We start from the raw sequence: 26,103 nt of genomic DNA, 5'->3' as shown, positions 1-26,103 counted from the left end.
ATCCGGCTGGCCAACGCCACCGAATACGGGCTGGCCTCCTACCTCTACAGCCGCGACTTCAACCGGCTCCTGCGCGTCGCGGAACAGATCGAATTCGGCATGGTCGGCTTCAACGCCGGCGTCATCTCCAACGCCGCCGCCCCCTTCGGCGGCGTCAAACACTCCGGACTCGGCCGCGAAGGCGGCACCGAAGGCATCGCCGAATACACCACCACCCAATACATCGGCATCGCCGACCCCTGGGCTGGCCAGGAAGGCTGGAAATCGTGACTAGCAGCTGGGCCGGGGCTTCAACGGGCGGGGCAAAGAGTCATCTGGTCGTGATTGACATGCAACGCGCCTTCCGTCAACCGGGGGAGTGGCACATCCCGCGCTACGACGAAGCGGCCCGAACTATCGCGCGTCTGGCAGCCTCCGGACTGGAACCCATCATCACGCGCTTTGTCCCCGACCCTGCGGAAGACGGCTCGTGGTCCTCGTACTACGACCGCTGGCAAAGTATGCGCCTGGATCCCGCCGATCCCATCTGGCACATCGAGCTTCCCGACGTTGAGGACCGCGGCTCCATAGACCTTCCGACGTTCTCCAAGTGGGGGCAAGAGTTGGCAGAACGGATCCCCGTCGGAGACGAGATGATCCTCACCGGCGTGGCAACGGACTGCTGCATCCTCGCTACCGCCCTAGGCGCCGCGGATGCAGGTCGATATGTGACCGTGGTCGAGGACGCCTGCGCCGGCCAAAGCGAGGCTGCCCATGATCAGGCGCTAAACCTCATGGAACTACTTTCCCCGATGGTGAGGGTCGTCAAAAGCGAATCTCTCCTGAATTGACGGCCTGCAGCTGAGCCGGCGGAACTCTATACAGACGCCAGAGGACGACGGCGGGAGTCACCTCCCGCCGTCGTCCTCTGTGTGTTTGCTAGGCGGAAACTGCCTCAAGGTTTGCTGCACCGTGGTTCAGGCTGAGCGTGAAGGTGCCCGGTCCGCTGGCGTGGACCGCGATGTTGCTCTTGGGGGTGTTGTGGCGCTCCGAGAGGTCGTGGATCAGGGCGTCCAGCTCGTGGTGCATCGTGGAGCGGTCCCAGAGCTTGTGGGTTACAGAGTTGGCAGTTTCAAACGTCATTGTTCAGTGCTTCCATTCATGAATCCGGATGTCCGGCTGCCGCACCGATGCGGAGCCGCCGTGGGGCCAAACCAGGAACGCCTGAGACCTCGGGGCAGCTCTGCGAGCTCACCGGTTTGGCCTCATTGCGTCCACCAGGATGGGTGCCCCTGGTTCACTGCGGACGCGTGGCGTCGGAGGGAACATCGGGGCTGCGTGACCGGGAGCCATGCTCCCTGCCCTGCCTTTCCATAGTGCACAGCGCCGCGCAGGCGGCTCAAGCCAGATGGCGAAAATTGCGCGTGAGACTCATCACAGGTGCCCCGCCGGCGCGACCGGGACGGCGTAGCGCGGGTTCCGTTCGGACTACTGACGGGGCCGCCTCGGCTGGAAAAGCGCAGTGGGCGTGTGCTTGCGGCTCAGGCCCCGGGCCGGCGCGCGGGTGACCGGCACCGGCCCTCCCGGCTCCGGCCCCGCTGCGGCAGCGGTTCTGCCGTAGTGGGTTGCCAGTGGCGCGGCGCTGAAGCCATGGGCCAGGACGCTGAGCAGTACGGTGGCCGCGATGACGGCCACCGCCTGATCGGACACTGGTCCGAGGGCTTCCAGCGCCAGCAGCGCGAACACGAGGGATGCCAGACCGCGCGGACCAAACCAGCCCACGAACAGGACGGTGCGCCGGTCCAGTCCGGCGCCAATCGAGGCCAGTGCCACCGGCAGCATGCGCACCACCGTGAGGCTGAGCACGGCATACACGATGGTCAGGGGGACGAAGTGCGCCAGCATGGTCGGAATGGTGATGGCTCCAAAGGCCAGCCACACCAGCAGCGACACCAAGCCGCCCATCTGCTCGACGAAGACCAGTTCGGCGGGCGCCCGTTGACCGGCGCACGTACCGAACGCCAGCCCGCCGCAGAAGGCGGCGACGAATCCGTTGCCGCCCACAGCGAGGGCTGCGGTGTAGGCGAGCAGGCTCAGGGCAAGGACCCCGACTCCGGCAAAGTCCTCGGCGCTCGTCCCGCGCCGGCGGGCCAGCTGCAGCAGCCACCCGCCCACGGCGCCGGTTGCCGCGCCCACGCCGGCGCCGATGAGCAGCTCGACGGCGGCACTGCCGGGACCAGCTGCACTCTCCAGACCTGCGGCGGCGGCCGCGCCGGCGATCGCGACCATGACGACCGGGGTGGCGATGCCGTCATTGAGGCCGCTCTCGACGGTCATCAGCTGGCGGATCCGCGACGGCACCGCTGGATTCGTCACCACGGGGATCCCGAGCGCGGCGTCAGTAGGGGCCAGCGCCGCACCGACGAGCAGGGCCAGCCACAGTCCGAACTGGGGAAAGAACCAGGCGGCCAGGACCCACCCGAACACAATCGTCAGAGGCAGCCCGATTCCCAGCAGCCGCACATAGCGGCCCACGTCTCGGCGCAACTCCTGAAGGGGCAGACGGGCGGCGTCGGAGAACAGCACCCACACCAGGGCGACCTCGACAACCGGGGTGATGACCGCCGGGGGCGACGCGGCATCGACCAGCCCGGCCCAGGCCAAGGCCATGCCGACAGCGGTGAACACTATGGGAGCGGTCAGGTCCGCCTGCTGCAACCGCACCGAAACGAGTGCCCACGCGAACAGGGCGGCGGTGATGAGAACTATGACCGTCAGCTCCATGACTGTCCTGTGCCCGCTTCCGTGGCCCCGGGGACGTCATGGTCCCATGCGCGCAGACGTCGGAGCAGGCTCCTTTTCTTGTGGGTATGGTCCTGCATCCGGCCGAGGATTCCCGCGAGCATGCTGATGGCCTCGTTGATGAAGGGGCCCTTGTTGAGCATGACACACTCGGCACGTTGTGCCATGGCGGCGTCCGTCACCTCGGCCCGGGACGGCATGCCCGTTCGTGCGAGGGTGTCGAGCACTTGGGTGGCCCAGACTACGGGGACGTGACCGGCTTCGCAGAGCCAAAGGATTTCCTCCTGGACCTCCGCGAGTCTTTCGAATCCGGCTTCCACGGCGAGGTCGCCGCGCGCGATCATGACGCCGACGTCGGCCCACTTCATGAGTTCAAGGAGGATATCTGGCAGTGCTTCGAAGGCCGCCACAGTCTCGATCTTGAGCAAAACGTCCAGGTTCCCGTCCCGCCCTGGATCGAGGTGGGCGAGGAGCTTCCGCACGTCTGTTGCGCTGCGGACGAAGGACATGCTGACGATGTCGGCCAGTTCCCGGACGTGCTCCAGATCGGCGATATCCTGCTCGGTCAGCGCTGAGACGGTGAGCCGGGAGTCCGGGAGGTTGATGCCTTTTTCTGCGCGAAGGCGTGTACCCTGCGGCGCCGCGGAGGTGATCCGGGCTGTGAGCTCTCCCGGCCCGACGGCGGTGACCACCCCTCCGATCTTGCCGTCGTCGAACCAGATTCGTTCCCCGGTGCGGGCGTCGGCCAGGACGCTGGCGAGGGTGCACCCGATGCGGTGTATGTCCACTGAGGTGCTGTCGGCGGGAGCGAGGTCACTGCTCAGGACGAGGCTGTCACCTCGGTGGATCAGCAGGCTCTCCTCCACGGCCGGGAGTTCACCAACCTTTACGGACGGATATTCCTGGTGGTGTCCTTTCTTGCCGATACCAGGGTCCAGGACCGCAGTGAGCCTGGTCCCGGGCGTGAAATAGACCGTCTTGTCCAGCGCCACCAGGCACCCGTCCGGGGACGTCGCCTCGACGCGGAGGGTGCGGCGGGCTCCGCGGGCATCATGCAGCCTGATCGTCTGGCCCCGACCCCGCGAGCCGCCCCACGCGTTGTCGTCGAGAGGAATCACGGGCACTGCCGGGCTGGGTGCTGTTGCGGGCGAAGTTTCGGACGCCTTTTCCGGCAAAGTCCCAGGTGCGGCGCCGAGCCACACACGTCCCGGTTCCAGGACCGTGCCCGTCTTGCTGCGGACCGGTTTGACCCGCAAAACTCGGGGACCAGGCCGGACCGGGCCGGTGCGCAGCTTGGGGCCGGCGAGATCCATGGCGATGAGGCAGCGTTTCCCGGTGGCCTCTTCGGCGGCGCGGATATGGCCGACCATGTGCCGCCACGCCTCGGGTCCGTCGTGGGCGCAGTTGATGCGGGCCAGGTCCATCCCCCGCTCCACCATGCCGCGGACGAGTGCCGCGTCCGTTGCCGCTTCGCTCGGCAGCGTGACCATGATGCGCGTGGAGCGGTCTTCCGGATTAGGGCCGAGGAGATTGACAGCATTCCGTGCGAGCAACTCGCCGCCGTCCGGGAAGCCGGGAGGCATCGCAGTGCGCTCGCCATCAGGGGTGACCAGCCGGGTCAGCGTCCAGATCAAGGTTTCGATACTGGGCAGCACCCGGGATTCTGTGCGTCCGAGCGAGGACAGCCCGTACTTCGCGAGTCCGGACTGGAGATCCCTGATGTCGTGACGGCGCAGCTCGGTGTAGTGAACGAGGTTGAGGGCACTCTCGCGGTGGCGGGGCCGCACAGCCCCGATCCTGCCGCCGCTGCGCGTTTCGGCATGCTTGACGTTGCGCCGGAGCCTGATGACTTCTTCAAGCAATGCGCGCAGTTCCTCGATCTCCGCAACGGACACGACGATTATTGTCGTTCCACGTCGAGCACGTCGAAACCGGGCATGCTCAATTTTAGGCGGCGCGGCCCCTGTAGGGACCCGTGTCCAAAGTCCCTAGGGTCCCGGGCAGGCCGCAGATTAGTTGCCGACGTCGGTCACCCGCGGGGCTGCGACCGAGCCGCGGCGGATCAGCTCGGCCGTGAACATCGGCGCGGGCGCAGGGGCCTTCCGGCCTTCGATCTGCCGGATCAGGGCCGCCGCCGCCGCAACACCCATGTCATACACAGGCTGCGCGATGACCGCGAGCGGCGGGGTGGTGAGGCGGGTCCAGGCGAAGTCGTCGTACATGAGGAAGGAGACGTCGTCCGGGATGCGCAGGCCCAGCTCCTGGATGGCTTCAACGACGCTGAGGCCGATCAGGCCGTCGGAGGCGATGATCGCCGTCGCCGGGTCCGGGCGCTGCAGCAGCTCGCGGGTGATCTTCCTGATCGACTCGCTGTCGCCGGCGTTGAGGCGGATCAGATCGTCCGGCAGGTCCAGGCCCGCCTCATCGAACGCCCGTTTCATGCCGTCGCGCCGGTCCGAGATCTGGGACGAGTCCAGGACCATGCCGTCGCGGTACGGCTCGTCCGTCTTGAGGGTGGAGACGAAGGCGATCCTCCGGTGTCCGGCCCCGATCAGGTAGCTCGTGGAGTCGTGCGAGATGTCCTCCATGTCCACCGCCACGGTGTCGACGTCGAGCCCCGGCGCCTTGCGGTCCAGCAGGACCAGCGGGCGGCCGGATTCGTGAACGCGACGTAAATGTTGCGTTTCCACGGATGACGCCGGCGCCACGATCAGGCCGTCCACGCGCTTGTCCAGGAGCACCCGGACGGCATCGATTTCCGCCTCGGTATCCTCATCCGTGTTGATCAGGATGACGTTGAAGCCACTGCGCTTGGCGGTGTCGGTAATGCCCCGCATGGCGAGGCCGAAATGGGGGTTTTCGATGTCGCCGACCACCACCCCGATGGTGTGCGATTTCCCCGTATTCATGCTGCGGGCGAGCTCGTTGGGCCGGTACTCCAACTCCTCGGCGGCGGCCAGCACCCGCTCACGGACGTCGTCGCTTACAGCACCGTAGTTGCCCAGGGCGCGGGCAGCCTGGGCCTTGGAAACCTGGGCGGCCCTGGCGACGTCAGCGACAGTGACATCGCGGCGCCGGGAAGCATCACTATTCATTACGGCCTTTCTTCGTGGACCCTTGACGCCCCATGTGGCTTCGATTACATTTCTATCAATCGATGTGAGTCCGGTCTCAATCCTAGGGACTGAGACCGGACTCAGCAAGAGCTTCATCGACAGTCCCGCACTACGGGGGCCCACTGCCCGACTACCTCGCCCCTCTCCCACGATTGGAAAACGCTGTGAACACAGGAAAGAAATACCGCCCGGTGGCGCTCGTCGCCGCGGCCGTCGCCGCGGTCCTGGCATTGTCCGGCTGCGGGGGATCCTCCTCCGCCTCGTCCTCGCCGGCGGACAACCCCTACGGCCTGATTGAGGCCGGCACCATTCGCGTGGCCAGCCTGGGCGATTCGAAGCCCTACACCTTCACCGACGCGCAGGGGAACTTCACGGGCTTCGACGTCGAGCTCTTCAAGAACGTCGCCCACCGCGCCGGAATCGACAAGGTCGTCTTCACCGGACAGGACTTCTCCGGGCTGCTCGCCGCCGTCTCCAACGGCCAGTTCGACGCCGGCGTTGCGGCCATTGGAATCACGGACAAGCGCAAGCAGACCGTCGACTTCTCCGATGGGTACCTCGCCGGCTATCTGACGGTCATCACCACGAAGACCTCGGGCATTGCCGGCGCAGACGGGCTCTCCGGTAAGCGACTCGGCGTCGTGCAGGGAACGCTGCAGGAGGCCTACGCGGTCAAGAACTTCACCTCCGCGAACCTGGTGCGCTTCCCAGACAACAACACGGCAATCGCCGCCGTCAACAGCGGATCCGTCGACGCGCACTTCCTGGACTACGAGGCCGCCAAGGCTTATGAGACGCAGTACGGTCTGGTCAGCGCCGCGGACATCCCGTCCTTCGACGCCCCCGCCGGGTTCGCCGTGGCCAAGGGCAAGACTGCCTTCAAGGACGCCCTTAACAAGGGCCTGGCCGCAGCCATGGAGGACGGCACCTGGAAGAAGCTCTACCAGAAGTGGTTCCCGGGCTCCCCGATGCCCGAGCAGTACCTGCCGAAGGCCGAACAGACGGCCAGCCCGACCCCCAGCAAATAAGCGTCCCCACAACGAGGCACGTCCGGCACCTAGCCCGCCGGCCACCTGACCGGGCGGGCCGCGCAGCGCGGCCCGTCCGGGATCCACAAGCTACCTACGTCTGAGAGCAACCATGGACTGGTTAAGCACCATCACCCGCACCTTCTTCGACTTCGACGCAATGGCCGAAGTCCTTCCGCAACTTCTGGGAGTCGGTCTCCTCAACACCCTCATCATCTCCATCGCAGCAACGATCATCGGCGTTGCCCTCGGCATGATCGTCGCGGTGATGGGAATATCCCCCTCCAGGTGGCTGCGGGTCCCGGCACGGATCTACACGGACCTCTTCCGAGGGCTGCCGGCCATCCTGACCATCCTGCTGATCGGCCAGGGATTCGCCCGCTTCAGCCAGTCGATCTTCGGTCCCTCGCCGTATCCCCTGGGCATCATCGCGTTGAGCCTGATTGCCAGCGCCTACATCGGCGAAATCTTCCGCGCCGGCATCCAGAGCGTGGACAAAGGCCAGGGCGAGGCCTGCCGCGCCCTGGGCATGAGCTACGCAAAATCCATGGCCCTCGTGGTGGTTCCGCAAGGCGTCCGCCGGGTCCTCCCGGCACTGGTGAACCAGTTCATCGCGATCGTCAAGGACTCCTCGCTGGTCTACTTCCTGGGCCTGCTGGTCACCGAACGGGAACTCTTCCGCGTTGGCCAGGACGCCGCCGTTCTCTCCGGCAACCTCTCGCCCCTGGTCATGGCCGGCATCTTCTACCTGCTGATCACGGTGCCCCTGACCCACCTGGTCAACCACTTCGACAACCGCTTCCGCACGGGCCGGCGCCGCCCCGCCGCCCCCAGCAGCGGTCTCAAGGAAGTCAAGGAACTCGCCGCGGCCTCGCCGCTGACCACCGGGAGCAACACATGAGCCTCGCCAGCAACACCACAAAGAACGCCGCCCCGGACATCGAGACCTTCCACGGCTCCAGTTTGGAACTGAAGAACCTCACCATGGCCTACGGCGACATCGAGGTGCTCCGCAACGTGAGCCTCACCGTCGCCCCGGGCACCACCACGTGCATCATCGGGCCCTCCGGCTCCGGCAAGTCCACCCTCCTGCGCGGCGTCAACCGTCTGCACGAACCCAAAAGCGGGGACGTGCTCCTGGCCGGCGAAAGCGCCCTGGCGGTTAAGCCGGACCTCCTGCGCGCCCGCATAGGCATGGTGTTCCAGCACTTCAACCTCTTTCCGGACCACACCGCCCTCGAGAACGTGGCCCTGGCCCTTTGGAGCGTCAAAGGCATGCCCAAAGCCGATGCCAGGGAACGCGCCCGCCGCCGCCTCGCCGAGGTCGGCCTCGCCGAACGCGCCGACCACCGCCCCCGGGACCTCTCCGGCGGACAACAGCAGCGCGTGGCGATCGCCCGCGCCCTGGCCATGGAACCGGAAGTCATGCTCTTCGACGAGGCCACCAGTGCGCTCGACCCGGAACTGGTCAAGGGGGTGCTGAACCTCATGGCAGGCCTGGGTCGCCGCGGCATGACCATGCTCGTGGTCACGCACGAGATGGGATTCGCCCGCAAAGTCGCCGACCAGGTCGTCTTCATGGACGAAGGCGAAGTCGTCGAGTCCGGAACCCCCGCCGAGCTCTTCGACAACCCCCAAAGCGAACGCCTCCAGCGCTTCCTCTCGGAAGTGCTCTGATGGAGACCCTGACCGGAAACGCAGGAGCTGCACCGATCCGCACCGCCGTCGTCGGATTCGGAATCTCGGGCAAGGTCTTCCACGCACCGCTGATCGCGGCGGATCCCGGCTACTCGCTGGACGTGATCGTCACGGCGGATCCGGTCCGCGCCGCGGAAGCGGCACGGCTCTACCCGGACACCCGGATCGTCCCGACGCCGGAGGATTTGTTCGCCCTCGCCGGGGACCTGGACCTCGTCATTCTCGGCACGCCTCCGCTGACACACTACGACCTCGCTGCAACCGCGATGGCCCGTGGCCTCCACGTGGTGGTGGACAAACCGTTCGTCACGACGGCGGCCGAGGGCGAAGCGCTCATCGCCAGGGCGTCCGAGGCCGGCGTGCAGCTCACGGTATTTCAGAACCGACGCTGGGACGCCGACTTCCTGACCCTCCAAGAGCTTCTCCGGGAAGGACCGCTGGGGGAGGTCCGCAGCTTCGAATCGCGCTTTGAATGGTGGCGGCCGGAAGGCTTCGGGAACTGGCGGGACACCGCCGCAGTGTCCGACGGCGGCGGGATCCTCAACGACCTCGGCGCCCACCTGATCGACCAGGCCATCCAGCTCTTTGGTGCCGTGACGGAAAGCCATGGGGAGACCGCGAACCACGGCCCGGACCCGGACGGTGCCGACACCGAGGCCTTCGTGTCCCTGCTCCACGAATCCGGGGTCCGGTCGCGGCTGTGGATGAACGGGATGGCGGCCCAGGTGGGCCCGAGGTTTCATGTCCTGGGCTCCGAGGCCGGCTACACGAAGTGGGGCCTGGACAGCCAGGAACCTGCCCTCGCAGCCGGCATGACGCCGTTGGATCACGCCTACGGTGTCGACCCCGAGGATACCTGGGGGCGCGTCGGCGTCGATGGCGCCGACGAGTCCGTCCCTGCCCGGGCGGGCGCCTATCCCGAGTTCTACACCCGGCTGGCAGCAGCCCTCCGGGGCGAAGGCCCGCTACCTGTGGACCCCGCAGAGTCCCTCGAAGTCCTGAAGGTCATCGACAAGATCCGCGTTTTCGCCTAGCCACACTGCGCCCCGGCCAAGGCTCGTGCGCAACCCAAACTCACTACGCAACGAAAGGGAGACCCATGTCCTCCACGCCCTCAACCAAACGCGTCGCTATCATCGGCGGCGGCATCCTCGGCGTCTCCACCGCCGTCCACCTGCTCCGCGAAGGCGCCTCCGTTATCCTCCTGAGCGAACGTGGCCTCGCCAGCGAGGCCACGGGCCGCTCGCTGTCGTGGCTGAACTCCGCCGGAGAACGGTCCACCCCGTACCACCAGCTCCGGGTCGCCGGCGTGGACCGGTACCGCACCCTCTTTGCCGCGGACCCCGGCCGGGACTGGCTGCAGTTCGGCGGCGGCGTCATGTGGAACGCCGCCGGGCACGGGGCTGCCACGGAAGCCCGCCACGACTACGAAGAATCCATCGGCTACAACTCCAAGCTCCTTGCCCCCGAACAGATTCCCGCAGCCACGCCCGGCATCGATCCGGACGCCGTACCCGAGAACGCCATCTTCAACCCCGGCGAGGGCTGGGTCAGCCTGCCCGAACTCGTGGATTTCCTGATGGAGGAATTCCACGCCCGGGGCGGCGAACTCGTCCTCAACGCCGGCAAAGTCTCCGTGACGGTCGACGCCGGCCGGGCCGCCGGCGTCGAGACGGCCGCGGGCGCCACCTACGAGGCAGACACTGTGCTGGTGGCGTGCGGCGCCGCAACGCCCGCCGTCGTCGCGCCCCTCGGCGTCGACATCCCGAACGGGTCCCCGGTCTCCATGCTGGTGGTGACCAAACCCGTGGAGCACGGGCTGAAAGCCGTGCTGAACACCCCGCGGGCCGCCGTCCGGCCCAACCCCGGCAACACGCTTGCCCTGGACCACGACTGGTACGAAGAGCACATCACCGAACACGTCGACGGCTCCTTCAGCATCCCCGATGACGTCGTCCAGGAACTCGCCGACGAAGCCTCCAAGCTCATCGCCGGAAACCCCGAGCTCAAGCCGGCCTCCTGGAAGCTCGGGTACAAGCCCATCCCGGGCGACGGCGAGCCGGTCCTCGGCGAACTCGGCCAGGTCCCCGGCTGCTTCGTGGCCTTCACGCACTCCGGGGCCACGCTCGGCCTCATCGCCGGCGAACTCCTCGCGGGCGAGATCATGACCGGCAAGAAGCACCCGATGCTGGCAACCTTCCGGCCGGGACGCTTCTCCTAGGCACTGCCAGCAGAGGCCGAGCCGTGCCCGTCACGGCTCGGCTATGGTGGCTTCAACTGCCCACTCGTCGCAGGAAGCTGAAGGAGCAACTTGTTCGCCGAGACGTCCGCCGCGCTTGCCGGGCTTGCCCTGCTCGCCGTCGAGCTCATCCGGTCAGTTCCCGCGCTCCTGCGGGTGCAACGCACCGGGACCAGCGACGGCGTCAGCGGCGTGAGCCTGGGCGTGCTCGCAGGCACCGGACTGGGCTGGCTGGCCCTGGCGTTGTTGGTGCAGAGCTGGTGGGTGCTGGCCGCCAACCTCTTGTGGATCGTGATCCATGCCTTCCTGTGCCGGGAAGTGGCCCGGACCGATAGCCGGAAGAGACGCGAAATTGTCCTGGCCGGGGCCGGCTCCGCGGCGGCCCTTGTGCTCGCGGCGCTCGGCGCCCGGTTTTTCGTGCCCGTGCAGGACGCCCTCGGGCTCATGCTGGGCGTATCGACGCTGTTCTACGCCGTCCCCGCCGCGTACGAAGGCCTGGCCAGCGCCTCCACTCGCGGCCTGAGCCTGCTCTCTGTGGGTGTGAACACCGTGGAAGGCAGCATCTACTTCTTGGCCGGAATCGCCGTGCTGAGGATCGCCGAGGCCGGGGACCCGGTGTTCGGCTTCGCCTTCTTCGGCGTGGTCAGCATCGCCTCCAACGGGGTGCGGTTCGTGCGCGTCGCGTACCGGCGGATTAGAGGGCTCGACCAGGCCTGGCCGCGGGCGGACGCGCCCGTCGCCGCAGCCCGGCCCTAGCGCCGCCGTACCAGCAGGGGGACGACGACGGCGGGAGCCTCCCGTGAAGCCTGCGGGCCGGATTCGCCGGAAACCCTCCAATTCGCCGGAAGCTTCCGGCGAATTGGCAGCCTTCCGGCGAAATCGGCTGTGGTTGTGAGCACCCGACCATGCGCAGTGCGGTGACTGCTACGGCAGGCGTCTCGGCCGGAGCACCACAGCCTGGCCTGCTTTTTCTGGCTCGAGCGGGACGGGGCTGACCAGGACGGCCGGCCCGCGGCTCAGGAAGCCGTCCGAGAGCGGCTGGCAGCGCACGCCACCCCGTCCCCGCATGGCGGCGTGGGCTCCGGCCGCGAGCATCCGGTCCATCCAGGCGCAGGGGTGGGCGGGGCGACCGGCCCGGAGCCGGACCACTTCCCCGCCCGATTCGAGCGCGAAGTCTTGACCCAGCAGGGGAGCCAACTGGGCGCCCCGGAGGACCACGTTGCGCCGGGTCAGGAGCGGGTCAAAGGGTCCGACGCCCAGCTCCGCGGCCATCGCCTCGAGGGACTCGACGGCGATAAGGGTAACCGCGGCATCCATGTGCGCGGCCTTGCCGAAGAACCGGTCGCCGACGATGCCCTTCCCGGCGACCAGTTCGGCCCGCTCCGCGTCCGTCGTAGGGACATCTGCCGCACCGTCGCGCGCGCGGCCGAAATAGGCGTGCGCCGGCGAGACGAGAAGATGGAGGATCTCGACGTCGTACCTGTACGTTTCCGTCATGCCACCAAACTAGCGTCCAATGCACGGCTCAGGGCCATCGACTGCTCCACAACAGCCCTTTTGGGTCCTCATAACGGCAGTACTGGAGCAGTCGATGCCGTGTTGTCCCCGGCAGGCGAGATTTCGCACGCTCGTGCCACAAAAGCTCAAACTGCTACGCTCCACGTATCGGCACGTCCGGTGCCGACGGCGCAGCAACAGCGAAGTTGTGAGCGAGGTAAACAGCATGACGGTTGCCGAAATCCAAGTGGACCAGCGCGTGATCGGGATCGACTCCCGGCGTTTTGCCTCGGTGGAGAAGGCGCTGGTGGAGCTGATCACGAACAGCGACGACAGCTACGCCCGGCTGGAAAAGGCCGGCGCTTCCGTGACCGGGCGGATCCACGTCGGCTACGAGCGGCACCACGCCGGGGCCGTGCTGATGGTCAGCGACCAGGCGGAGGGCATGTCCTTCGAGCAGGCCGGGCGCATCCTCAGCTACGGCGGCGCGCACAGCCCGCTCGCCCGCGGCGAGGGCGCCGGGCGCGGGTACTTCGGCCGCGGCCTCAAGCAGGCCATCTTCGGCCTGGGCCACGGCTGGATCGAGACCATCCAGAACGGCCGGTTCACCCGGATCGACGTCTTCCGCGGCGAGAATGGCGGCTACCTCTACGACGACGACGGCGCAGACCGCCGCGCCTTCCCCGCCGACTACGCCCGGCTGGGCATCCCCGCCGGGGACATCGACGCCGGCGCCGCCGGCAACGGCACCCGGGTGACGATCGTCGTCGACAATCCCCACGTCACGATCACCCAGCACGCGACCTTGCTGCAGTCACTCTCGGACAACATCTATCTGCGGGACGTCCTGGACCGGCGCGAGGTGGAGCTGGTGCACGGACGTCCCGGCGCCGAGGACTACGGCAGCGAGAACATCCGTTTCCACGAGCCGCCGGCCACCGTGCTCCTCGGCCCCGACCAGCCGGGAAGCTTCAGCCTTGATGGTGAGGAGTTCCCGTTCACCGTCACGCTCAAGCGGGCCCGGGACGTGGAACTGACGCTCAAGGGCGACGAACGCACCGCCGGCTTGGTGGTTGAATCCGGCATGGCCGTGCTCGACTGCCAACTGTTCGAGTACGAGAACCAGGTGGGCACGGAATACCTCTTCGGCACCGTGCGCTGCCCGGCACTGACCGAGATGCTGGGCCGGGGCAAGGCGATCATCAGCGACGAGCGGGAGGGCCTGAATCTCAAGGACCCCTTCGTCGCCGCCTTCTCCCGCGCCGTCAGCCGGATGATCGCCGGCCCCGTGCAGGCTGAGAAGGAAAAGCTCACCCACCTGGAACGCGCCACGACGTCCGGGCGGACCGCCGAGATGATCGAGCACCTGCTGCAGCACATGAGCGAGGCGGCCGTCATCGATCTGGGGCTGGAGACGGGCCCGCCGCTCCGGAACGGCGACGGCTCGGCGGCGGTGGCACCGCCGGCGGCCCTGCGGTTCACCACCCCCTTCTACTACCGGCCGCCGGGGCACCCGTTCCATGTCGCGCTGCTGCTGGATCCTGGTCAGCTGCCCGACGCCGAGACGCTCACCTTTGAGCTCGCGTTGCCCGGTTCACTGCGGATTGACCCCGCGCCCGCCCCGGTCCCGGTCAGCGCGCTCGGGGACACGCGGAGGATCGAGTGGACCATGGCGGGGGAGCGCGCCGGGGAGCACGGCGAGATCACTGTCCGGGCCGGCGACTGCTGGGCGTTGTGCGAGATCGTCATCGCTGAACACGCCTCACGCCGCAGCGCCGACCAGCCGCCGCACCACGCCATCGCCGCCGATGCCTCGGCGCAACAGGCGGCGGCGCACCGCGAGGTCCACCGCCCGAGCCGGGATCACGGCGTCGACCTCTTCACCGGCTACGACTTCCGCACGCTGCACAACAGCGCGGACCGTGCCGTCTACAGCCCCGCGGAGCGCAAGGTCATCATCAACACCGGCGCCCCAACGGTCCAGCTGTATGTCGACGGCCGCGGCCGTTTCCGGGATTCCGCCCGGCTGTTACTGGCCGAGCTCTTCCTGGATGTGATCTCGGACGAGCTGGCCAGGCGCCGCGTGGAACAGCACGGGCATGCGGGCGACCTTAAGGCCTTCCAGGCCGCCAAACGGGACATCATCCGTCGCTACGGGAGCGACATCCACCGCACGTTCCTGGGCTAAGCGCTCGGTGACCGTGCCGGTTTAGGGGACGAGCACGATCTTCCCTGTAGCCGCCGTGCTCCCCAGCAGCTCATGGGCGCGCCGGGCCTCCGAAGCGGCAGCCGCTCGGCCACCACAGGCGATATAGGTGCGGGCCCGCAGTTGCGCGTCGGTGAACGAGTCGCCGCAGGCGAGGACCCTGACACGGACTTCGCCCGGGGCCGGCGGGGGATCCGCGACCTCAACAGGCACGCGAATTCGCCGGACCCCTGTGGGGTCGCCGTAAGCTTCCGGCGAATTGGCGGGCCTCCGGCGAACTCGGCGTCCCGGGCCACCCGCCACCCCATTGACACCCTCGAAACACCGGGCTATTCTACAACCAAATGGTTGTAGATCAGCGCAGGAATCAGCTCGGCGAACCGCTTGGCGACGAAGAACTCGACCGCTTGTTCCAGGCGTTCGCCGATGCGACGCGACGGGACATTGTGCGCCGGGTGACGGTGGGGGAGTACTCGGTCTCCGGACTGGCTGCCCTCTACGCCATGAGTTTCGCGGCCGTCCAGAAACACGTGGCGGTGCTGGAACGGGCTTCGCTGGTCTCGAAGCAGAAGCGGGGAAGGGAACAGATTGTGCGGGCCAACCATGACGGGCTGCAGAAGGCCCGCCGCCTGCTCGATGAGTACGAGGTCATCTGGCGGCGGCGGGCCGACCGGATCGCTGACCTGCTCGCCGAGACAGCCGACCCGCAACCAGGCAAGTCAGAATCAGACAGGACCGAAGCAGGCAAGAAACAGGCAGGGAACACGCAGCAATGCTGAAGGATAGGAAGGGTTTGTCATGACCGTTGTCAGTTCAGTCAAGAATCTCGAGGCGCTGAGCCTCACCGTGGTCGCCGAATTCGACGCCCGCGTGGAGCGCGTCTGGCAGATATGGGAAGACCCGCGCCAGCTCGAGCGCTGGTGGGGCCCGCCCACCTGGCCGGCCACGTTCGAGAAGCACGACTTCGTCCCCGGCGGCGAGGCCACCTATTTCATGACGGGCCCCGAAGGGGAGAAGGCCCGTGGCTGGTGGCGGTTTGTCGCCATCGACGCCCCGCACCGTCTGGAGTTCGATGACGGCTTCTCGGACGACAACGGCGACCCCGTGGCCGACATGGGCAGCATCCGCGGGGTCGTGACGCTGGAACCGATCGGCAGCCGCACCCGGATGACCGTCCTGTCCACCTTCGAGGCCGAGGAACAGATGGAGCAGATCGTCGCCATGGGCATGGAAGAGGGCATGAACCAGGCCCTGGGCCAGGTGGACGCGATCCTCGCCGAATCCGTCAACGCCTGAGCTGCAGCGACAGCGGACGACGGCGGGAACCTCCCGCCGTCGTCCGCTGTGGCCCTATTCAGCCCGCTGCCTGCGGCGTTAGGATGCCTTGTGACTTTCACCCACGGTTACGCGGCCAATGGCGATCTCCGCATGTACTACGAGGTCCACGGTCACCCACGTGCCGACAAGCCCCCGCTGCTGCTCATCCCCGGCGGAGGGTCGACCATCGAGACGAACTTCGCCGGCCTCATCCCGGCGCTGCTGGCCGAGAGTCTTCAGGTAATCGCCGTCGATGAAGAAGGGCACGGCCGGACCGCCGCGACCGGCCGCCCGCTCACCGCTGAAAACTCCGCCGACGACATCAAAGCCGTGCTCGACGAGCTCAAGGTGGACTCCGTGGACGTGCTCGGTTTCAGCGCCGGCGGCCATACCGCGCTGGCACTGGCGATGCGGTATCCGGCCTCCGTGCGGTGCCTGATTGCCGCCTCCACCTTCGTCGGCCGGGACGCGGTCAGCGACGAGTTCTGGGACGGAATGGCGAAGGGCACCCTTGCCGAGATGCCGGAGGCGCTTAAGGACGCGGACCGCCGGCTGAATCCGGAGCCCGGACACCTTGAGCGGCTGTTCGAGCTGGACCGTCAGCGCATCCTGACCTTCGCAGGCTGGCCGGACGATGACCTGCGCCGCATTACGGCCCGCACCCTGGTCCTGGGCGCCGACCGCGACGTCATGAGCCCAGAACACGCCGTGCGGATGTCCCGTGTCATTCCCGGGGCCCGCCTGATGATCGTGCCGGGCGGCCATGGCGATTACCTCGGCGAACTGTCTGCCAGCGGCGGCGACCTGACGGCCATGCGGACCATCGTCCCCTACCTGCTGCGGTTCCTGGGGGAGTAGGACGCGGTCAGGGCTTTGCCGGCGTCGAGGTCTTTTTCGGCATGGAAGTCCAGTGTTGCCGGTGCAGGCGTTCAAAGCCCTCCAGGAGCAGATCCAGCGCGAACTCAAATTCGAACTGGTCGTCGCAGCCCTGCCCCACCACGGAGTCCTCGTGCGCGGACGAGGTGGCGACCTTCAGGATGTTCGGGTACCGCTCGGCCATCTCGCGGAACATGGCGGCCTGCACCTCCGGCGGCAGATCCGCCGTCCCCTCAGCCGTCCCGCCGGCAGGCTCAGGGAACAGCTCCTGAGTGAACCCCCACATGCGGCTGCCCAGGGCATGCATGACGTGGTGGGTCAGATCGACGGAGAAGCCGCCGGCCAGGAACATCCCGATGAACGAATCCATGTACCCAAGGACCGCCGGCGTCTTGTTGGTGCGCGACTCCAGCACCTGCCGGGCCCACGGGTGACGCAGGAGCGCCCGCCGGGCCGAGAGCACCCTTAGCCGCACGGCGTCCTTCCAGCCGGCATCGCGGGCGGGAGGATCGATCTCGCTGACGAGCGCGTCCACCATGCCGTCGAGGAGTTCCTCCTTGTTGGCCACGTGCTTGTAGAGCGCCATCGGCACGACGCCGAGTTCCAGGGCCAGCCGGCGCATGCTCAGCGCCTCGATCCCCACCTTGTCGGCCAGTACGACGGCTGCCGTCAGCACCCGGTCCCGGCTCAGGGGGATCCGGCGCGTGCGTTCCGCTTGCTGGGTCATCCGGCCACCTTTCCCTAGCGCTCTCCTATTGACAAGTGTACGGCGTACACCTAGCGTTGTGCGCATCAGGTGTACGCCGTACACCGCGAGCCGTTCGAAACGGGCCGCGAGCCGCTCCAGCGAAGGACCAAGCCATGACGATTCAAGCCAGCAGCGCTCCCGTGCCCCGCGTCCGCCGTCGCCCCCAGTGGCCGGTGCCCGCCGGATTGATCCTGCTCAGCCTCATCCCGGTCATTGCGGGGGCAGCGCGGCTGACGGAATTGACCGGAGGTGCGGCCATCACGCCGCAGAACGCCCGGTTCTTCGCCTCGCCCGTTCCCGTGGTGACGCACATTGTCTGCGTCACGACCTACAGCCTGCTCGGGGCATTCCAGTTCCTGCCTTCACTGCGGGGCCGCCGCGGCTGGCACCGGATCGCCGGCCGCATCCTGGCACCGGCGGGCCTGCTGGCCGCCCTGTCCGGTTTGTGGATGGCCGCCTTCTATCCGCTGCCGGCCGGCGACGGCCCGGCGCTCTTCGTCCTGCGGCTCGTCTTCGGCTCGGCCATGGCGGCGAGCATTGTCCTGGGAGTCGTCGCCATTGTGAGCCGGGACTTTGTGCGGCATGGAGCATGGATGACCCGCGGCTACGCGATCGGTGTCGCTGCGGGAACGCAGGCGCTGGTGAGCCTGCCCTGGATGCTGCTGGTCGGCCCGCCCGACGAGCCGACCCGGGCGGCGCTGCTGGGATCGGCCTGGGTGATCAATGTTGCGGTGGCCGAGTTCGTCATCCGCCGGCGCGCCCAGCGGGCCACGGGGGTGCCGCGGCCTTCCGGGCGGAAAGTCACGGGTCTTGAACCAGTGAGGCGGACGACGGCGTGAGGCGCCCGCCGTCGTCGAAATCGCCGGAGTGCTGCCGGTTCGCCGTACTTTCCCGGCGACTCGGAGAGTTTCCGGCGAGATCGAGGCCGCGAGGCGTCGGCGGCGCGCCCCACGGACGCCGGATGGCAGGCCGCTAGACTCATGCGCATGACAATTGTGGACGATCAGGGGCGCCCGGAGCCTCCCCTTTCCGCCGATGAAACCGCGACCCTCCTGGGTTTCCTGGACTTTCAGCGGGCCACGCTGGCGTGGAAGTGCGCCGGACTGGACGCCGCCGGCCTCGGGGCGACCACCGCTGCCTCATCGATGACCCTGGGCGGGCTGCTGAAGCACATGGCCTACGTGGAGGGCGAATGGTTTTCCCGTTCCCTGCACGGGCGGGACCGGGAGGCTCCGTTCGACACCGTGGACTGGAAGGCCGACCCAGACTGGGACTGGCATTCCGCCGCCGGAGACACCCCGGACCAGCTACGCAACCTGTGGCAGGACGCCGTCGGCCGCTCCCGGGAATGCGTCGCGGATGCCCTGGCCGGCGGCGGCCTGGACCAACTGGCCCGGCGCCCGTGGCCGGACGGCTCGGCGCCGAGCCTGCGCTGGATCCTGTGCCACATGATCGAGGAGTATGCCAGGCACAACGGCCACGCCGACCTCCTTCGCGAAGTCGTAGACGGCCAGACCGGGGAGTAGCCACGGCGGCCACGGCGTTCCCCGGGCGTTTCCGGCGGGGAGTCCGACGGCGCCACTCGCCCGCCGCCTGCGTCTTCAGGGAGTCCTACGCGTCTATCGAAGACTCCTGCACATCGGGCATCTGCAGCACGTTCATGGCGGCCAGCAGGTACGGCACGGGATCGGAATCGCTGCCGGCGGCCCACTGCATCCAGGCCTCGAATGTTGCCCCCAGATAGGCCGCGCAGAGGTAGCCGGCCATGTCCTCGCGGATGCCGAGCGTGATCAAATACCGGCGGCCCCGCTCGCGCTGGGGAGCGAGGGCGGCGTAGCTCCGGCTGGCCAGTTCCGGGTGTTCGGCGATAAGCCGCAGGCGTCCGCGGGTGAGGTCAAGGTCCGCCAGCACGGCCGCCCCGGCGACGGCCGCCGCGCTCAGCCCCGCCCGGATCTGCGCCGCCCGGATCTGCGCCGTACCCGCCCCTGGCCGGAGCCCGCCGTCGAAGTCGGCGTTGGAACCGCCGTCGGACGCGCCAGCGGGCCCGTCGTCGGACTCGCCAACGGGGCCGCCGCCGTCACCCGCACTACCCAGTGCCCGGCCGGCCGCCTCCGTGACCGGCTCGATGCCGCCCCAGACGAGGTCGGCCTTGCTGGCGAAGTAGCGGTAAAGGCTCTTGCGCCCGATCCCGGCCGCGCCCGCGATGTCCTCCATGGACGTCTGCTCGTAGCCGCGCTCGGCAAACAGGCGCAGGGCGATGCGGGCGACGGCGTCGGGGTCGATCGTCGCCGGCCGCCCGGTGGCGCGCGCGGCGGCGGCGGGCTGGTGGTCCTCGGAGGGCTGGCCGGTATTCACCCTTACATAATGACACAGAGTGTCATAAGGTGAGCCTGTCAGCATCCTCAACGTCTGGAAGGACATCATGGGCAACGAAGCTTCATGGCAGGAAACCGTCACCGCGGGCCGCTTTGCGGGCAAGACCGTCATCGTCACGGGTGCGGGATCGGGCATTGGACAGGCCACGGCCCTCCGCGTCGCAAAGGAGGGCGGCCGGGTGATCGCGGCTGACATCAGCAAGGAACGCCTGGACGCCCTCGTGCAGGACAACGCCGGCCTGGACCTGGTTCCCGTGCCCGGCGACATCTCCACCGAGGAAACCGTTGCCGCCGTCGTGGCCGCGGCGGGCGGCCGCGTTGATGCGCTGGCGAACGTCGCCGGGATCATGGACAACTTCACGCCGATCCACGAGGTGGACGACGAAACCTGGGAGCGGGTTTTCCGGATCAACGTCACGGCCCTCATGCGCCTGACCCGCGCGGTCGTGCCGCTCATGCTCGAGGCCGGTACCGGTTCCGTGGTCAACATCGCCTCCGAGGCCGGGCTGCGCGGGTCCGCCGCCGGCGCCACCTACACGGCGTCCAAGCACGCCGTCATCGGCCTGACCAAGAACTCCGCCGTGATGTACGGGCCGAAGGGCCTGCGGTTCAACGCCGTGGCCCCGGGCGCCACCATCACGAACATCGAGGCCCCGTGGGGATCCGAGCTCGGCGCCGCGCGCCTTCAGCCGCTCATGGGCGTGAACATCCCGGCACCCGCCACCGCGGCGCAGCTGGCAGCCTCGATTACCTTCCTGCTCAGCGACGACGGCACCAACGTCAACGGCGCGGTCCTCGCATCCGACGGCGGCTGGTCGGCGGTCTAAGGTCCGTCCACCCCGCGCCCACCCACGGCCGCCCCCGTGCCCACCCACCCGTTGCGCTGTCGGTCTTGGCGGTTATCCGAGCCGAATGACGACCAGGACTGATAGCGCATCCACGGGGAGGGCTAGTTTTCGGGGAAGCGTTCCCGCAGTTTGCGGTGGACGTCGGCGGCCGATTCGGCACCGTCCGCCGCCTCCGCGCTGAGCCGGAGAACCGCCTCGGCCCCGGCGCCGAGCGTTCCCGGGGCCGAGATGTTCAGCAGGTCGGCAGCCAGCAGAACCTCGATCGCGAGCAGGTCCTCGAGAAGGCCCAGCGCTTCCTCGGTCTTGCGGACGCTCAGCATGGCTCCCGTCGCATGGTCCTCGACGCCGACATCGAGGATGGTCGAGTCCAGGGTGGCCGATGCTGCCAGGAGCCGGAGCTCGGTGTAGCAGGCGGACCCCGCGTAGCGGAGCTGCACGCCGGGAGCCGCGGCGGGGCCGCGGCTCCCGGGCGGCGGCCCCGATTTCATCGCCGCCATGATGGCAGTCCACAAGTGGCTCATGCGGCGTTCGCTGAGCTGCCCCACGTGGACCAGTGCCACGCGCAGGGCGTCGAAGGCGATGGCCAGCACCATCGGATGGAAGTTGCCGTTGCTCAGCACCGAGCCGGATGCGACGTCGACCAGCGGGTTATCGCTCGCGGAGTTCAGCTCCGTGTCCACGGCACCCTCGGCCGTGGCGAGGAACTCACGGAACGCGCCGTGGACCTGCGGGATCACCCGGAAGGAAAGGGCATCCTGCACCGACCGCGGCCCGCCCGGGGTCAGGAGCAGGCTGCCTTCCAGCAGTCCGCGCAGATGGGCCGCTGCCGCGACTTGCCCCGGATACGGCTTGGCCGCGGCCGCGGAGGCCGAAAAGACCGAGGGGTTGCCCCGGGTGGCTTCGATGGACAGGACGGCGGCCTGGTCCGCGGCGCTGGCCGTCCGGGCCGCGCGGGCCAGCACCAGGGCCCCGTGGCCGATCGAGACGCCGTTGGCCGAGATTAAGGCCAGTCCGTCGCGGCCCTCGAGCCGGAGCGGCGCGATCCCGGCACGGCGCAGGGCTTCCGCTCCGGGGAGGGTCTCGCCCCGGAATTCCGCTGTGCCGGTGCCGAGAGCCACCTGGGCGATGCCGGCCATCGGACTGATATCGGCAGCCCCGACCGAGCCCGTGCCGTGCAGGACCGGGTGCACGCCGGCGTTCAGCATGGCCAGCAGGGTGTCTGCCGCGGCCGGGCTGGCGCCGGAGCCGCCCCGGGCCATGCCGTTGACGCGAACGGCCATCGCGGCCCGGACCACCGTCCGGTCCAGCAGGGGGCCGAACGAGCCGCCATGGCTCGCGACGAGGAATTGCTGCTGCCGTTCGAGTTCGTCTCGCGGGACCCTGGTGTCCTTGCCGTGGCCGACCCGCGTGCTGAGCCCGTAGATCGGGTCGCCGCCGGACATGGCCTCCTCCAGCAGGGCCCGGCTCGCCGCGATCCGCTCCCTGGCGGCCTCGCCGAGTGCCACCGGCGCGCCCTCGGCTACCGCGACTAATTCCTCCTGCGTCATCGGCAGATCGCTGATGGTGACTGGTTCCATGACGTTGCCTCCAGCAACCAGTGTGGTGCGGCCCGCCGCCCCGGACAAGAGATCGCCGAACAAGAGATCACCCCAACCACCCGTTGCACTTCAGGTATGGCGGCCATCGGCGCCGAATGACAACCAGACCTGATAGCGCAACCAGGAGGACACGACGACGGCGGGAGGCTCCCGCCGTCGTCGTCCGTCTGTTTACTGGCCGGACCGCAATCTAGTAGGCCTTGACCCGCTGTTCGACGACGAGGTGGACCAGGGCGAACACGCCGTCGCGGTCGATGGCGGCCAGCGCGGCCTCGAGGGCGGCCTGGATGTCCTGGTCCTCGGTGACCGTGACGCCGAAACCACCAAAGGCCCGGGCCATCATGCCGAAGTCGGGATTCTTCAGCTGCGTGCCCGATACCCGGGACGGGTAGTGGCGTTCCTGGTGGGTGCGGATGGTGCCGTACTCCTGGTTGTCCATCACGATGATGAGCGGCGTGGCTCCGTACTGGGCGGCCGTGGCGAGCTCCTGGCCGTTCATCAGGAATTCCCCGTCGCCGGCAATGGTGACCACCCGCCGCTCCGGGCTGGCCAGCGATGCCGCGATGGCCGATGGAATCGAGTACCCCATGGAGCCGTTCCGGGCGCTGATCATCGAGGCGTAGCGCCGGGTGGGGAAGTACCGGTGCGCCCAGTTGGTGTGCTCGCCAGCCCCGAACGTGACCATGGCGTCCTCGGGCAGCAGCGGCACGAGGTTGGCCATGAGGGTGTCCATCTTCGCGGGCCCTTCGTCCGGGGTCGACGGCGGCAGGCTGGCGAACGACTGTTGCTCGGCACGCATCCGGGCCGTCCACGCCTTCCACTCCTCCTTGACCGGGAGGTCAATGTTCCCCAGATCCCGGACGAAGGCCTCCGGCTTGGCCAGGATCTGGCGGGAGACGGGGCCGGAGCGGCCGCGCAGCGAGGGATCGATGGTGACCAGGAAGTTCTTCTTGTTCCAGTCCTGCCTGCAGACGAATCCGTCCGTGATCACGTCGCCCGGAACCGTCCCGACGAACACGAGCAGGTCGGTTTCCTCCAGGAGGTCGTAGGTGGGGCGGGGCCGGCCGTAGCCGATCGGTCCGACGTAGCTGGGGGAGTCGAAGGAGACGGTTCCCTGCGTGCGCCATTCCGCCGCGGCCGGGATGTGGTGCTTTTCGAGCCATTCGGTGAGCTCTGTGGCCGCGTCCTGGGTCCAGTCGTTTCCGCCGGTAACAAAGAGCGGCTTCCGGGACTGTGCCAGGGCCTCGGCGAGGGCGCCGGCATCCGTGCTGCTCATGCCACCCGCGGCCACCGGGATGGCCGGGTGCAGGGTCGGATCGATCTGCGCGCGGATGATGTCCTCCGGCAGGCCTACCACCACGGGGCCGGGGCGGCCGCTCATGGCCGCGAACATGGCCTCGGCGACAATCTCGGAGGCCCGCTCGGGGTGGTCCAGGACCATCACGCGCTTGGCGCCGGTGTCGAACCATGCCTTGATGTCGAATTCCTGGAACGCCTCCCGGTCCCGGTGCGCGAATGGAATGAGTCCGACAAAGAGCAGCATCGGGGTGGAGTCCTGCCATGCGGTGTGCAGGCCGACGTGGGCGTTCGCGGCGCCGGGGCCGCGGGTGACCATGGCGACGCCGGGGCGCCGGTTCATCTTGCCGTCGGCCTCGGCCATGTACGCGGCGCCGCCCTCGTGCCGGCAGACCACGGTCTCGATGTCCGAGCCGTGCAGCCCGTCGAGCACGTCCAGGAAGCTTTCCCCCGGCACAACAAAGGTGCGCTCAACTCCGTGCGCCACGAGGGAATCGACAATCACGTGGCCGGCGGATTTTAGGGCCCCGCTGCCGTTGAAGCTGTCCGGGATAGCCGCCGGGACCGTCTGGAGGGGTGGGAGGGTGTCGCCGTCGACTGGGTACGTGTCGGTTGCGGTCATGGTGGATGCAGACTCCGTTTTCATCACTTGGTTGTCTTCTTGGGTTGGTTTGGCGGGCAAGGCATGTCCACTGAATCCAGCGGATCGGATGGTGGGGCCTAATCGGTTTCCGGTCCGGTGCAGAAGAAGCAGCCGTCCTCGCAGCTGTCGTTCGACGCCGGCGGGTTGCTGGTGCGCGCGGCTGGCGGGTGGCGCTCCTGCAGGGTGCTGGTGTGGCCGGGATTCAGCGGGTTTCGTGGCTTCATGGAGGCTTTCAGGTTGTAGGTCGGATGGTGGGACCGGTCAGCGGACGAATGTTCGATTAGCGAGGTTCGGTTAGTGGATCGGAGTCCGGTTGGCCAGCACGGGCGCGGCGCCCGTGAAGCCCTCGCGGGTTTCGGCGATGTCGTGGATCTGTTTCCGGCAGGCGTACCAGCCGCCGACCATCAGCGCGCAGGCCAGCAGTGTCACCATCAGCGTGAGCGGGGAATCGATGAAGACCATGACGAGCACGCCGAGCAGGAAGACGAGGGAGAGGTATCCGGTGTAGGGGGCGCCGAACATCCGGAACGAGGGGCGTTCGAGCCAGCCCTTGTCTGCCCATCGTTTGAGCTGGATCTGGCAGAGCACGATGGTGGCCCAGGTGACGACGATGCCTACCGAGGCGACGTTCAGGACGATCTCGAAGGCCTGGCCGGGGACCAGGTAGTTCAGCGGGACGCCGAGGAGGGAGACGCCTGCGGTGATGGCGATGCCGCCGTAGGGTACGCCGGCTTTGTTCATCCGCTGGGCGAACTTCGGGGCCGACCCGGCTACTGACATGGAGCGCAGGATGCGGCCGGTGGAGTAGAGGCCGGCGTTCAGCGAGGACAGGGCGGCCGTGAGGACCACGAGGTTCATGATGACGTCCACGCCCTGGATGCCGATGGATCCGAAGAACGTCACGAACGGGCTGACGCCTTTTTGGTAGGAGGTGTAGGGCAGCAACAGGGCGAGCAGGATGACCGAGCCGACGTAGAAGACGGCGATGCGGAAGACCACGGAGTTGATGGCCTTGGGCATGATCTTTTCGGGGTTTTCGGTTTCGCCGGCGGCCGTGCCGATCAGTTCGATCGAGGCGTAGGCGAACAGCACGCCTTGCATGAGGATGATCATGGGCAGCAGGCCGTTGGGGAAGATGCCGCCGTTGTCGGTGATGAGGCTGAAGCCGACTTCCTGGCCTTCCACGGGGGTGCCGAACATGACGAAGTAGCTGCCGATCAGTAGGAACGCGACGAGGGCGGCGACCTTGATCAGGGCGAACCAGAACTCGAGTTCGCCGAAGACCTTGACGGAGACAAGGTTCAGGCAGAGGACCACGATGAGGGCGATCAGCGCCCACGCCCACTGTGGAACGGTCCCCATCCAGGGGACGTATTTGCCGAAGAAGTTCATGTAGAGGGCCGCGGCGGTGATGTCCACGATGGTGGTGGTGGCCCAGTTGATCCAATAGAACCAGCCGGAGATGAATGCGGCCTTCTCTCCGTAGAATTCGCGGGCGTAGGACACGAACGATCCTGAAGAGGGCCGGTGCAGGACCAGTTCTCCCAGGGCACGCAGGATCAGGAATGCAAAGAAGCCGCAGACGGCGTAGGCGATGACCAGTGAGGGGCCGGCAGCGTTGAGCCGGCCGCCGGCGCCCAGGAACAGGCCGGTTCCGATGGCCCCGCCGATTGCGATCATCTGGATCTGCCGCGGCTTCAGGCTCTTGTGGTAGCCAGAGTCTTCCGCATGGATCAGGGCATCCGAAGCATGGGCGTGGCCACCATCGGCCTCGTACAAGCCAACCTCGTCATTGGGGTTGTTGGGCATGGGTGTTCCTTTCGATCTGTCGGAGATC

At 67.8% G+C, this 26,103-nt stretch carries 27 protein-coding genes; 15 read left to right on the top strand and 12 right to left on the bottom strand.

Going from position 1 to position 26,103, the window contains the following annotated elements:
- Both BLR03_RS13145 and BLR03_RS13140 read left to right on the top strand, forming a co-directional pair.
- The coding region (locus tag BLR03_RS13145; RefSeq protein ID WP_139184546.1) for an aldehyde dehydrogenase family protein at positions 1–270 on the top strand (270 nt) is incomplete at its 5' end.
- Positions 267–830 carry a cysteine hydrolase family protein gene (locus BLR03_RS13140; RefSeq protein ID WP_139184545.1) on the top strand — a complete coding sequence of 188 codons (564 nt, stop codon included), beginning with the start codon at positions 267–269 and terminating at the stop codon, positions 828–830. The genes BLR03_RS13145 and BLR03_RS13140, both read left to right, overlap by 4 nt.
- A gap of 88 nt (positions 831–918) precedes the next feature.
- On the opposite strand, the gene BLR03_RS13135 is transcribed toward BLR03_RS13140, so the two are convergent.
- From BLR03_RS13135 to BLR03_RS13120, 4 genes are all read right to left on the bottom strand, one after another.
- A complete protein-coding gene (locus BLR03_RS13135; RefSeq protein ID WP_091253184.1) occupies positions 919–1,122 on the bottom strand; it encodes a hypothetical protein in 204 nt (67 codons plus the stop codon).
- A gap of 345 nt (positions 1,123–1,467) precedes the next feature.
- Positions 1,468–2,763 carry a cation:proton antiporter domain-containing protein gene (locus tag BLR03_RS13130; RefSeq protein ID WP_091253182.1) on the bottom strand — a complete coding sequence of 432 codons (1,296 nt, stop codon included), beginning with the start codon at positions 2,761–2,763 and terminating at the stop codon, positions 1,468–1,470.
- A complete protein-coding gene (locus BLR03_RS13125; RefSeq protein WP_254788470.1) occupies positions 2,754–4,676 on the bottom strand; it encodes a pyruvate kinase in 1,923 nt (640 codons plus the stop codon). Before BLR03_RS13125 ends, BLR03_RS13130 begins: the two co-directional genes overlap by 10 nt.
- Before the next feature lie 117 nt (positions 4,677–4,793).
- A complete protein-coding gene (locus tag BLR03_RS13120) occupies positions 4,794–5,876 on the bottom strand; it encodes a LacI family DNA-binding transcriptional regulator (protein ID WP_091253178.1) in 1,083 nt (360 codons plus the stop codon).
- Between the two features lie 173 nt (positions 5,877–6,049).
- Here BLR03_RS13120 and BLR03_RS13115 point away from each other — a divergent pair, with 173 nt between their 5' ends.
- From BLR03_RS13115 to BLR03_RS13090, 6 genes are all read left to right on the top strand, one after another.
- Positions 6,050–6,925: an ABC transporter substrate-binding protein gene (locus BLR03_RS13115; RefSeq protein WP_091253176.1), complete on the top strand. Its 876-nt coding sequence runs from the start codon at positions 6,050–6,052 to the stop codon at positions 6,923–6,925.
- 112 nt (positions 6,926–7,037) lie between these two features.
- The gene (locus tag BLR03_RS13110; RefSeq protein ID WP_091253175.1) at positions 7,038–7,826 is read left to right on the top strand and encodes an amino acid ABC transporter permease; all 789 of its coding nucleotides are present in this window, start codon (positions 7,038–7,040) and stop codon (positions 7,824–7,826) included.
- Complete coding sequence (locus BLR03_RS13105) at positions 7,823–8,602, top strand: amino acid ABC transporter ATP-binding protein (protein ID WP_091253173.1); 780 nt, start codon at positions 7,823–7,825, stop codon at positions 8,600–8,602. The genes BLR03_RS13110 and BLR03_RS13105 overlap by 4 nt, the downstream gene beginning before the upstream one ends.
- Positions 8,602–9,657, top strand: coding sequence for a Gfo/Idh/MocA family protein (locus tag BLR03_RS13100; protein ID WP_091253171.1), 1,056 nt, complete (start codon positions 8,602–8,604; stop codon positions 9,655–9,657). The genes BLR03_RS13105 and BLR03_RS13100 overlap by 1 nt, the downstream gene beginning before the upstream one ends.
- A gap of 65 nt (positions 9,658–9,722) precedes the next feature.
- Positions 9,723–10,844 carry an NAD(P)/FAD-dependent oxidoreductase gene (locus tag BLR03_RS13095; protein ID WP_091253169.1) on the top strand — a complete coding sequence of 374 codons (1,122 nt, stop codon included), beginning with the start codon at positions 9,723–9,725 and terminating at the stop codon, positions 10,842–10,844.
- Between the two features lie 90 nt (positions 10,845–10,934).
- The gene (locus tag BLR03_RS13090; protein ID WP_091253168.1) at positions 10,935–11,618 is read left to right on the top strand and encodes a hypothetical protein; all 684 of its coding nucleotides are present in this window, start codon (positions 10,935–10,937) and stop codon (positions 11,616–11,618) included.
- Positions 11,619–11,786: 168 nt separating this feature from the next.
- Here BLR03_RS13090 and BLR03_RS13085 read toward each other — a convergent pair whose 3' ends face one another.
- The gene (locus BLR03_RS13085; protein WP_091253166.1) at positions 11,787–12,359 is read right to left on the bottom strand and encodes an MOSC domain-containing protein; all 573 of its coding nucleotides are present in this window, start codon (positions 12,357–12,359) and stop codon (positions 11,787–11,789) included.
- Positions 12,360–12,585: 226 nt separating this feature from the next.
- Between BLR03_RS13085 and BLR03_RS13080 the strand changes: the two genes are divergently transcribed.
- Positions 12,586–14,547, top strand: coding sequence for an ATP-binding protein (locus BLR03_RS13080; RefSeq protein ID WP_091253164.1), 1,962 nt, complete (start codon positions 12,586–12,588; stop codon positions 14,545–14,547).
- Positions 14,548–14,568: 21 nt separating this feature from the next.
- Here the strand turns inward: BLR03_RS13080 and BLR03_RS13075 are convergent, their stop codons facing one another.
- Positions 14,569–14,778, bottom strand: coding sequence for a hypothetical protein (locus tag BLR03_RS13075; RefSeq protein WP_175460535.1), 210 nt, complete (start codon positions 14,776–14,778; stop codon positions 14,569–14,571).
- 131 nt (positions 14,779–14,909) lie between these two features.
- Here BLR03_RS13075 and BLR03_RS13070 point away from each other — a divergent pair, with 131 nt between their 5' ends.
- The 3 genes from BLR03_RS13070 to BLR03_RS13060 all read left to right on the top strand — a co-directional run bounded on the left by BLR03_RS13070 (position 14,910) and on the right by BLR03_RS13060 (position 16,740).
- On the top strand, positions 14,910–15,344 hold the full coding sequence (locus BLR03_RS13070) for an ArsR/SmtB family transcription factor (protein WP_217639785.1): 435 nt from the start codon (positions 14,910–14,912) through the stop codon (positions 15,342–15,344).
- Between the two features lie 19 nt (positions 15,345–15,363).
- The gene (locus BLR03_RS13065) at positions 15,364–15,861 is read left to right on the top strand and encodes an SRPBCC family protein (RefSeq protein ID WP_091253161.1); all 498 of its coding nucleotides are present in this window, start codon (positions 15,364–15,366) and stop codon (positions 15,859–15,861) included.
- A 90-nt stretch (positions 15,862–15,951) separates the two neighbouring features.
- Positions 15,952–16,740 (top strand): alpha/beta fold hydrolase, encoded by a 789-nt coding sequence (locus BLR03_RS13060; RefSeq protein ID WP_217639784.1) that lies wholly within the window; start codon positions 15,952–15,954, stop codon positions 16,738–16,740.
- Between the two features lie 7 nt (positions 16,741–16,747).
- Here BLR03_RS13060 and BLR03_RS13055 read toward each other — a convergent pair whose 3' ends face one another.
- Positions 16,748–17,485, bottom strand: a complete 738-nt coding sequence (locus BLR03_RS13055) for a TetR/AcrR family transcriptional regulator (RefSeq protein ID WP_091253159.1) — start codon at positions 17,483–17,485, stop codon at positions 16,748–16,750.
- 134 nt (positions 17,486–17,619) lie between these two features.
- On the opposite strand from BLR03_RS13055, the gene BLR03_RS13050 reads away from it, so the two are divergent.
- Positions 17,620–18,345 carry a DUF2306 domain-containing protein gene (locus BLR03_RS13050; RefSeq protein WP_091253157.1) on the top strand — a complete coding sequence of 242 codons (726 nt, stop codon included), beginning with the start codon at positions 17,620–17,622 and terminating at the stop codon, positions 18,343–18,345.
- 147 nt (positions 18,346–18,492) lie between these two features.
- Entirely contained in the window at positions 18,493–19,032 is a 540-nt protein-coding gene (locus tag BLR03_RS13045) for a DinB family protein (RefSeq protein ID WP_091253219.1), read from the top strand.
- A gap of 85 nt (positions 19,033–19,117) precedes the next feature.
- Here the strand turns inward: BLR03_RS13045 and BLR03_RS13040 are convergent, their stop codons facing one another.
- Complete coding sequence (locus BLR03_RS13040; RefSeq protein WP_254788468.1) at positions 19,118–19,861, bottom strand: TetR family transcriptional regulator; 744 nt, start codon at positions 19,859–19,861, stop codon at positions 19,118–19,120.
- 67 nt (positions 19,862–19,928) lie between these two features.
- Between BLR03_RS13040 and BLR03_RS13035 the strand changes: the two genes are divergently transcribed.
- The gene (locus BLR03_RS13035; RefSeq protein WP_091253156.1) at positions 19,929–20,708 is read left to right on the top strand and encodes an SDR family NAD(P)-dependent oxidoreductase; all 780 of its coding nucleotides are present in this window, start codon (positions 19,929–19,931) and stop codon (positions 20,706–20,708) included.
- A gap of 122 nt (positions 20,709–20,830) precedes the next feature.
- Here the strand turns inward: BLR03_RS13035 and hutH are convergent, their stop codons facing one another.
- The 4 genes from hutH to BLR03_RS13020 all read right to left on the bottom strand — a co-directional run bounded on the left by hutH (position 20,831) and on the right by BLR03_RS13020 (position 26,075).
- Positions 20,831–22,306, bottom strand: coding sequence for an HAL/PAL/TAL family ammonia-lyase (hutH, locus tag BLR03_RS13030; RefSeq protein ID WP_091253154.1), 1,476 nt, complete (start codon positions 22,304–22,306; stop codon positions 20,831–20,833).
- Positions 22,307–22,517: 211 nt separating this feature from the next.
- Complete coding sequence (locus tag BLR03_RS13025; protein WP_254788467.1) at positions 22,518–24,245, bottom strand: thiamine pyrophosphate-dependent enzyme; 1,728 nt, start codon at positions 24,243–24,245, stop codon at positions 22,518–22,520.
- Positions 24,246–24,343: 98 nt separating this feature from the next.
- On the bottom strand, positions 24,344–24,490 hold the full coding sequence (locus tag BLR03_RS24430; RefSeq protein ID WP_175460534.1) for a hypothetical protein: 147 nt from the start codon (positions 24,488–24,490) through the stop codon (positions 24,344–24,346).
- Between the two features lie 70 nt (positions 24,491–24,560).
- A complete protein-coding gene (locus BLR03_RS13020; protein WP_091253150.1) occupies positions 24,561–26,075 on the bottom strand; it encodes an amino acid permease in 1,515 nt (504 codons plus the stop codon).
- Positions 26,076–26,103 lie beyond the last annotated feature (28 nt).

It is taken from the genome of Arthrobacter sp. ok909, from assembly GCF_900104405.1.
Classification (GTDB): domain Bacteria; phylum Actinomycetota; class Actinomycetes; order Actinomycetales; family Micrococcaceae; genus Arthrobacter; species Arthrobacter humicola.
The sequence above is the reverse complement of the archived record's forward strand: the minus strand, read 5'-3'. Positions and strand labels throughout refer to the sequence as shown.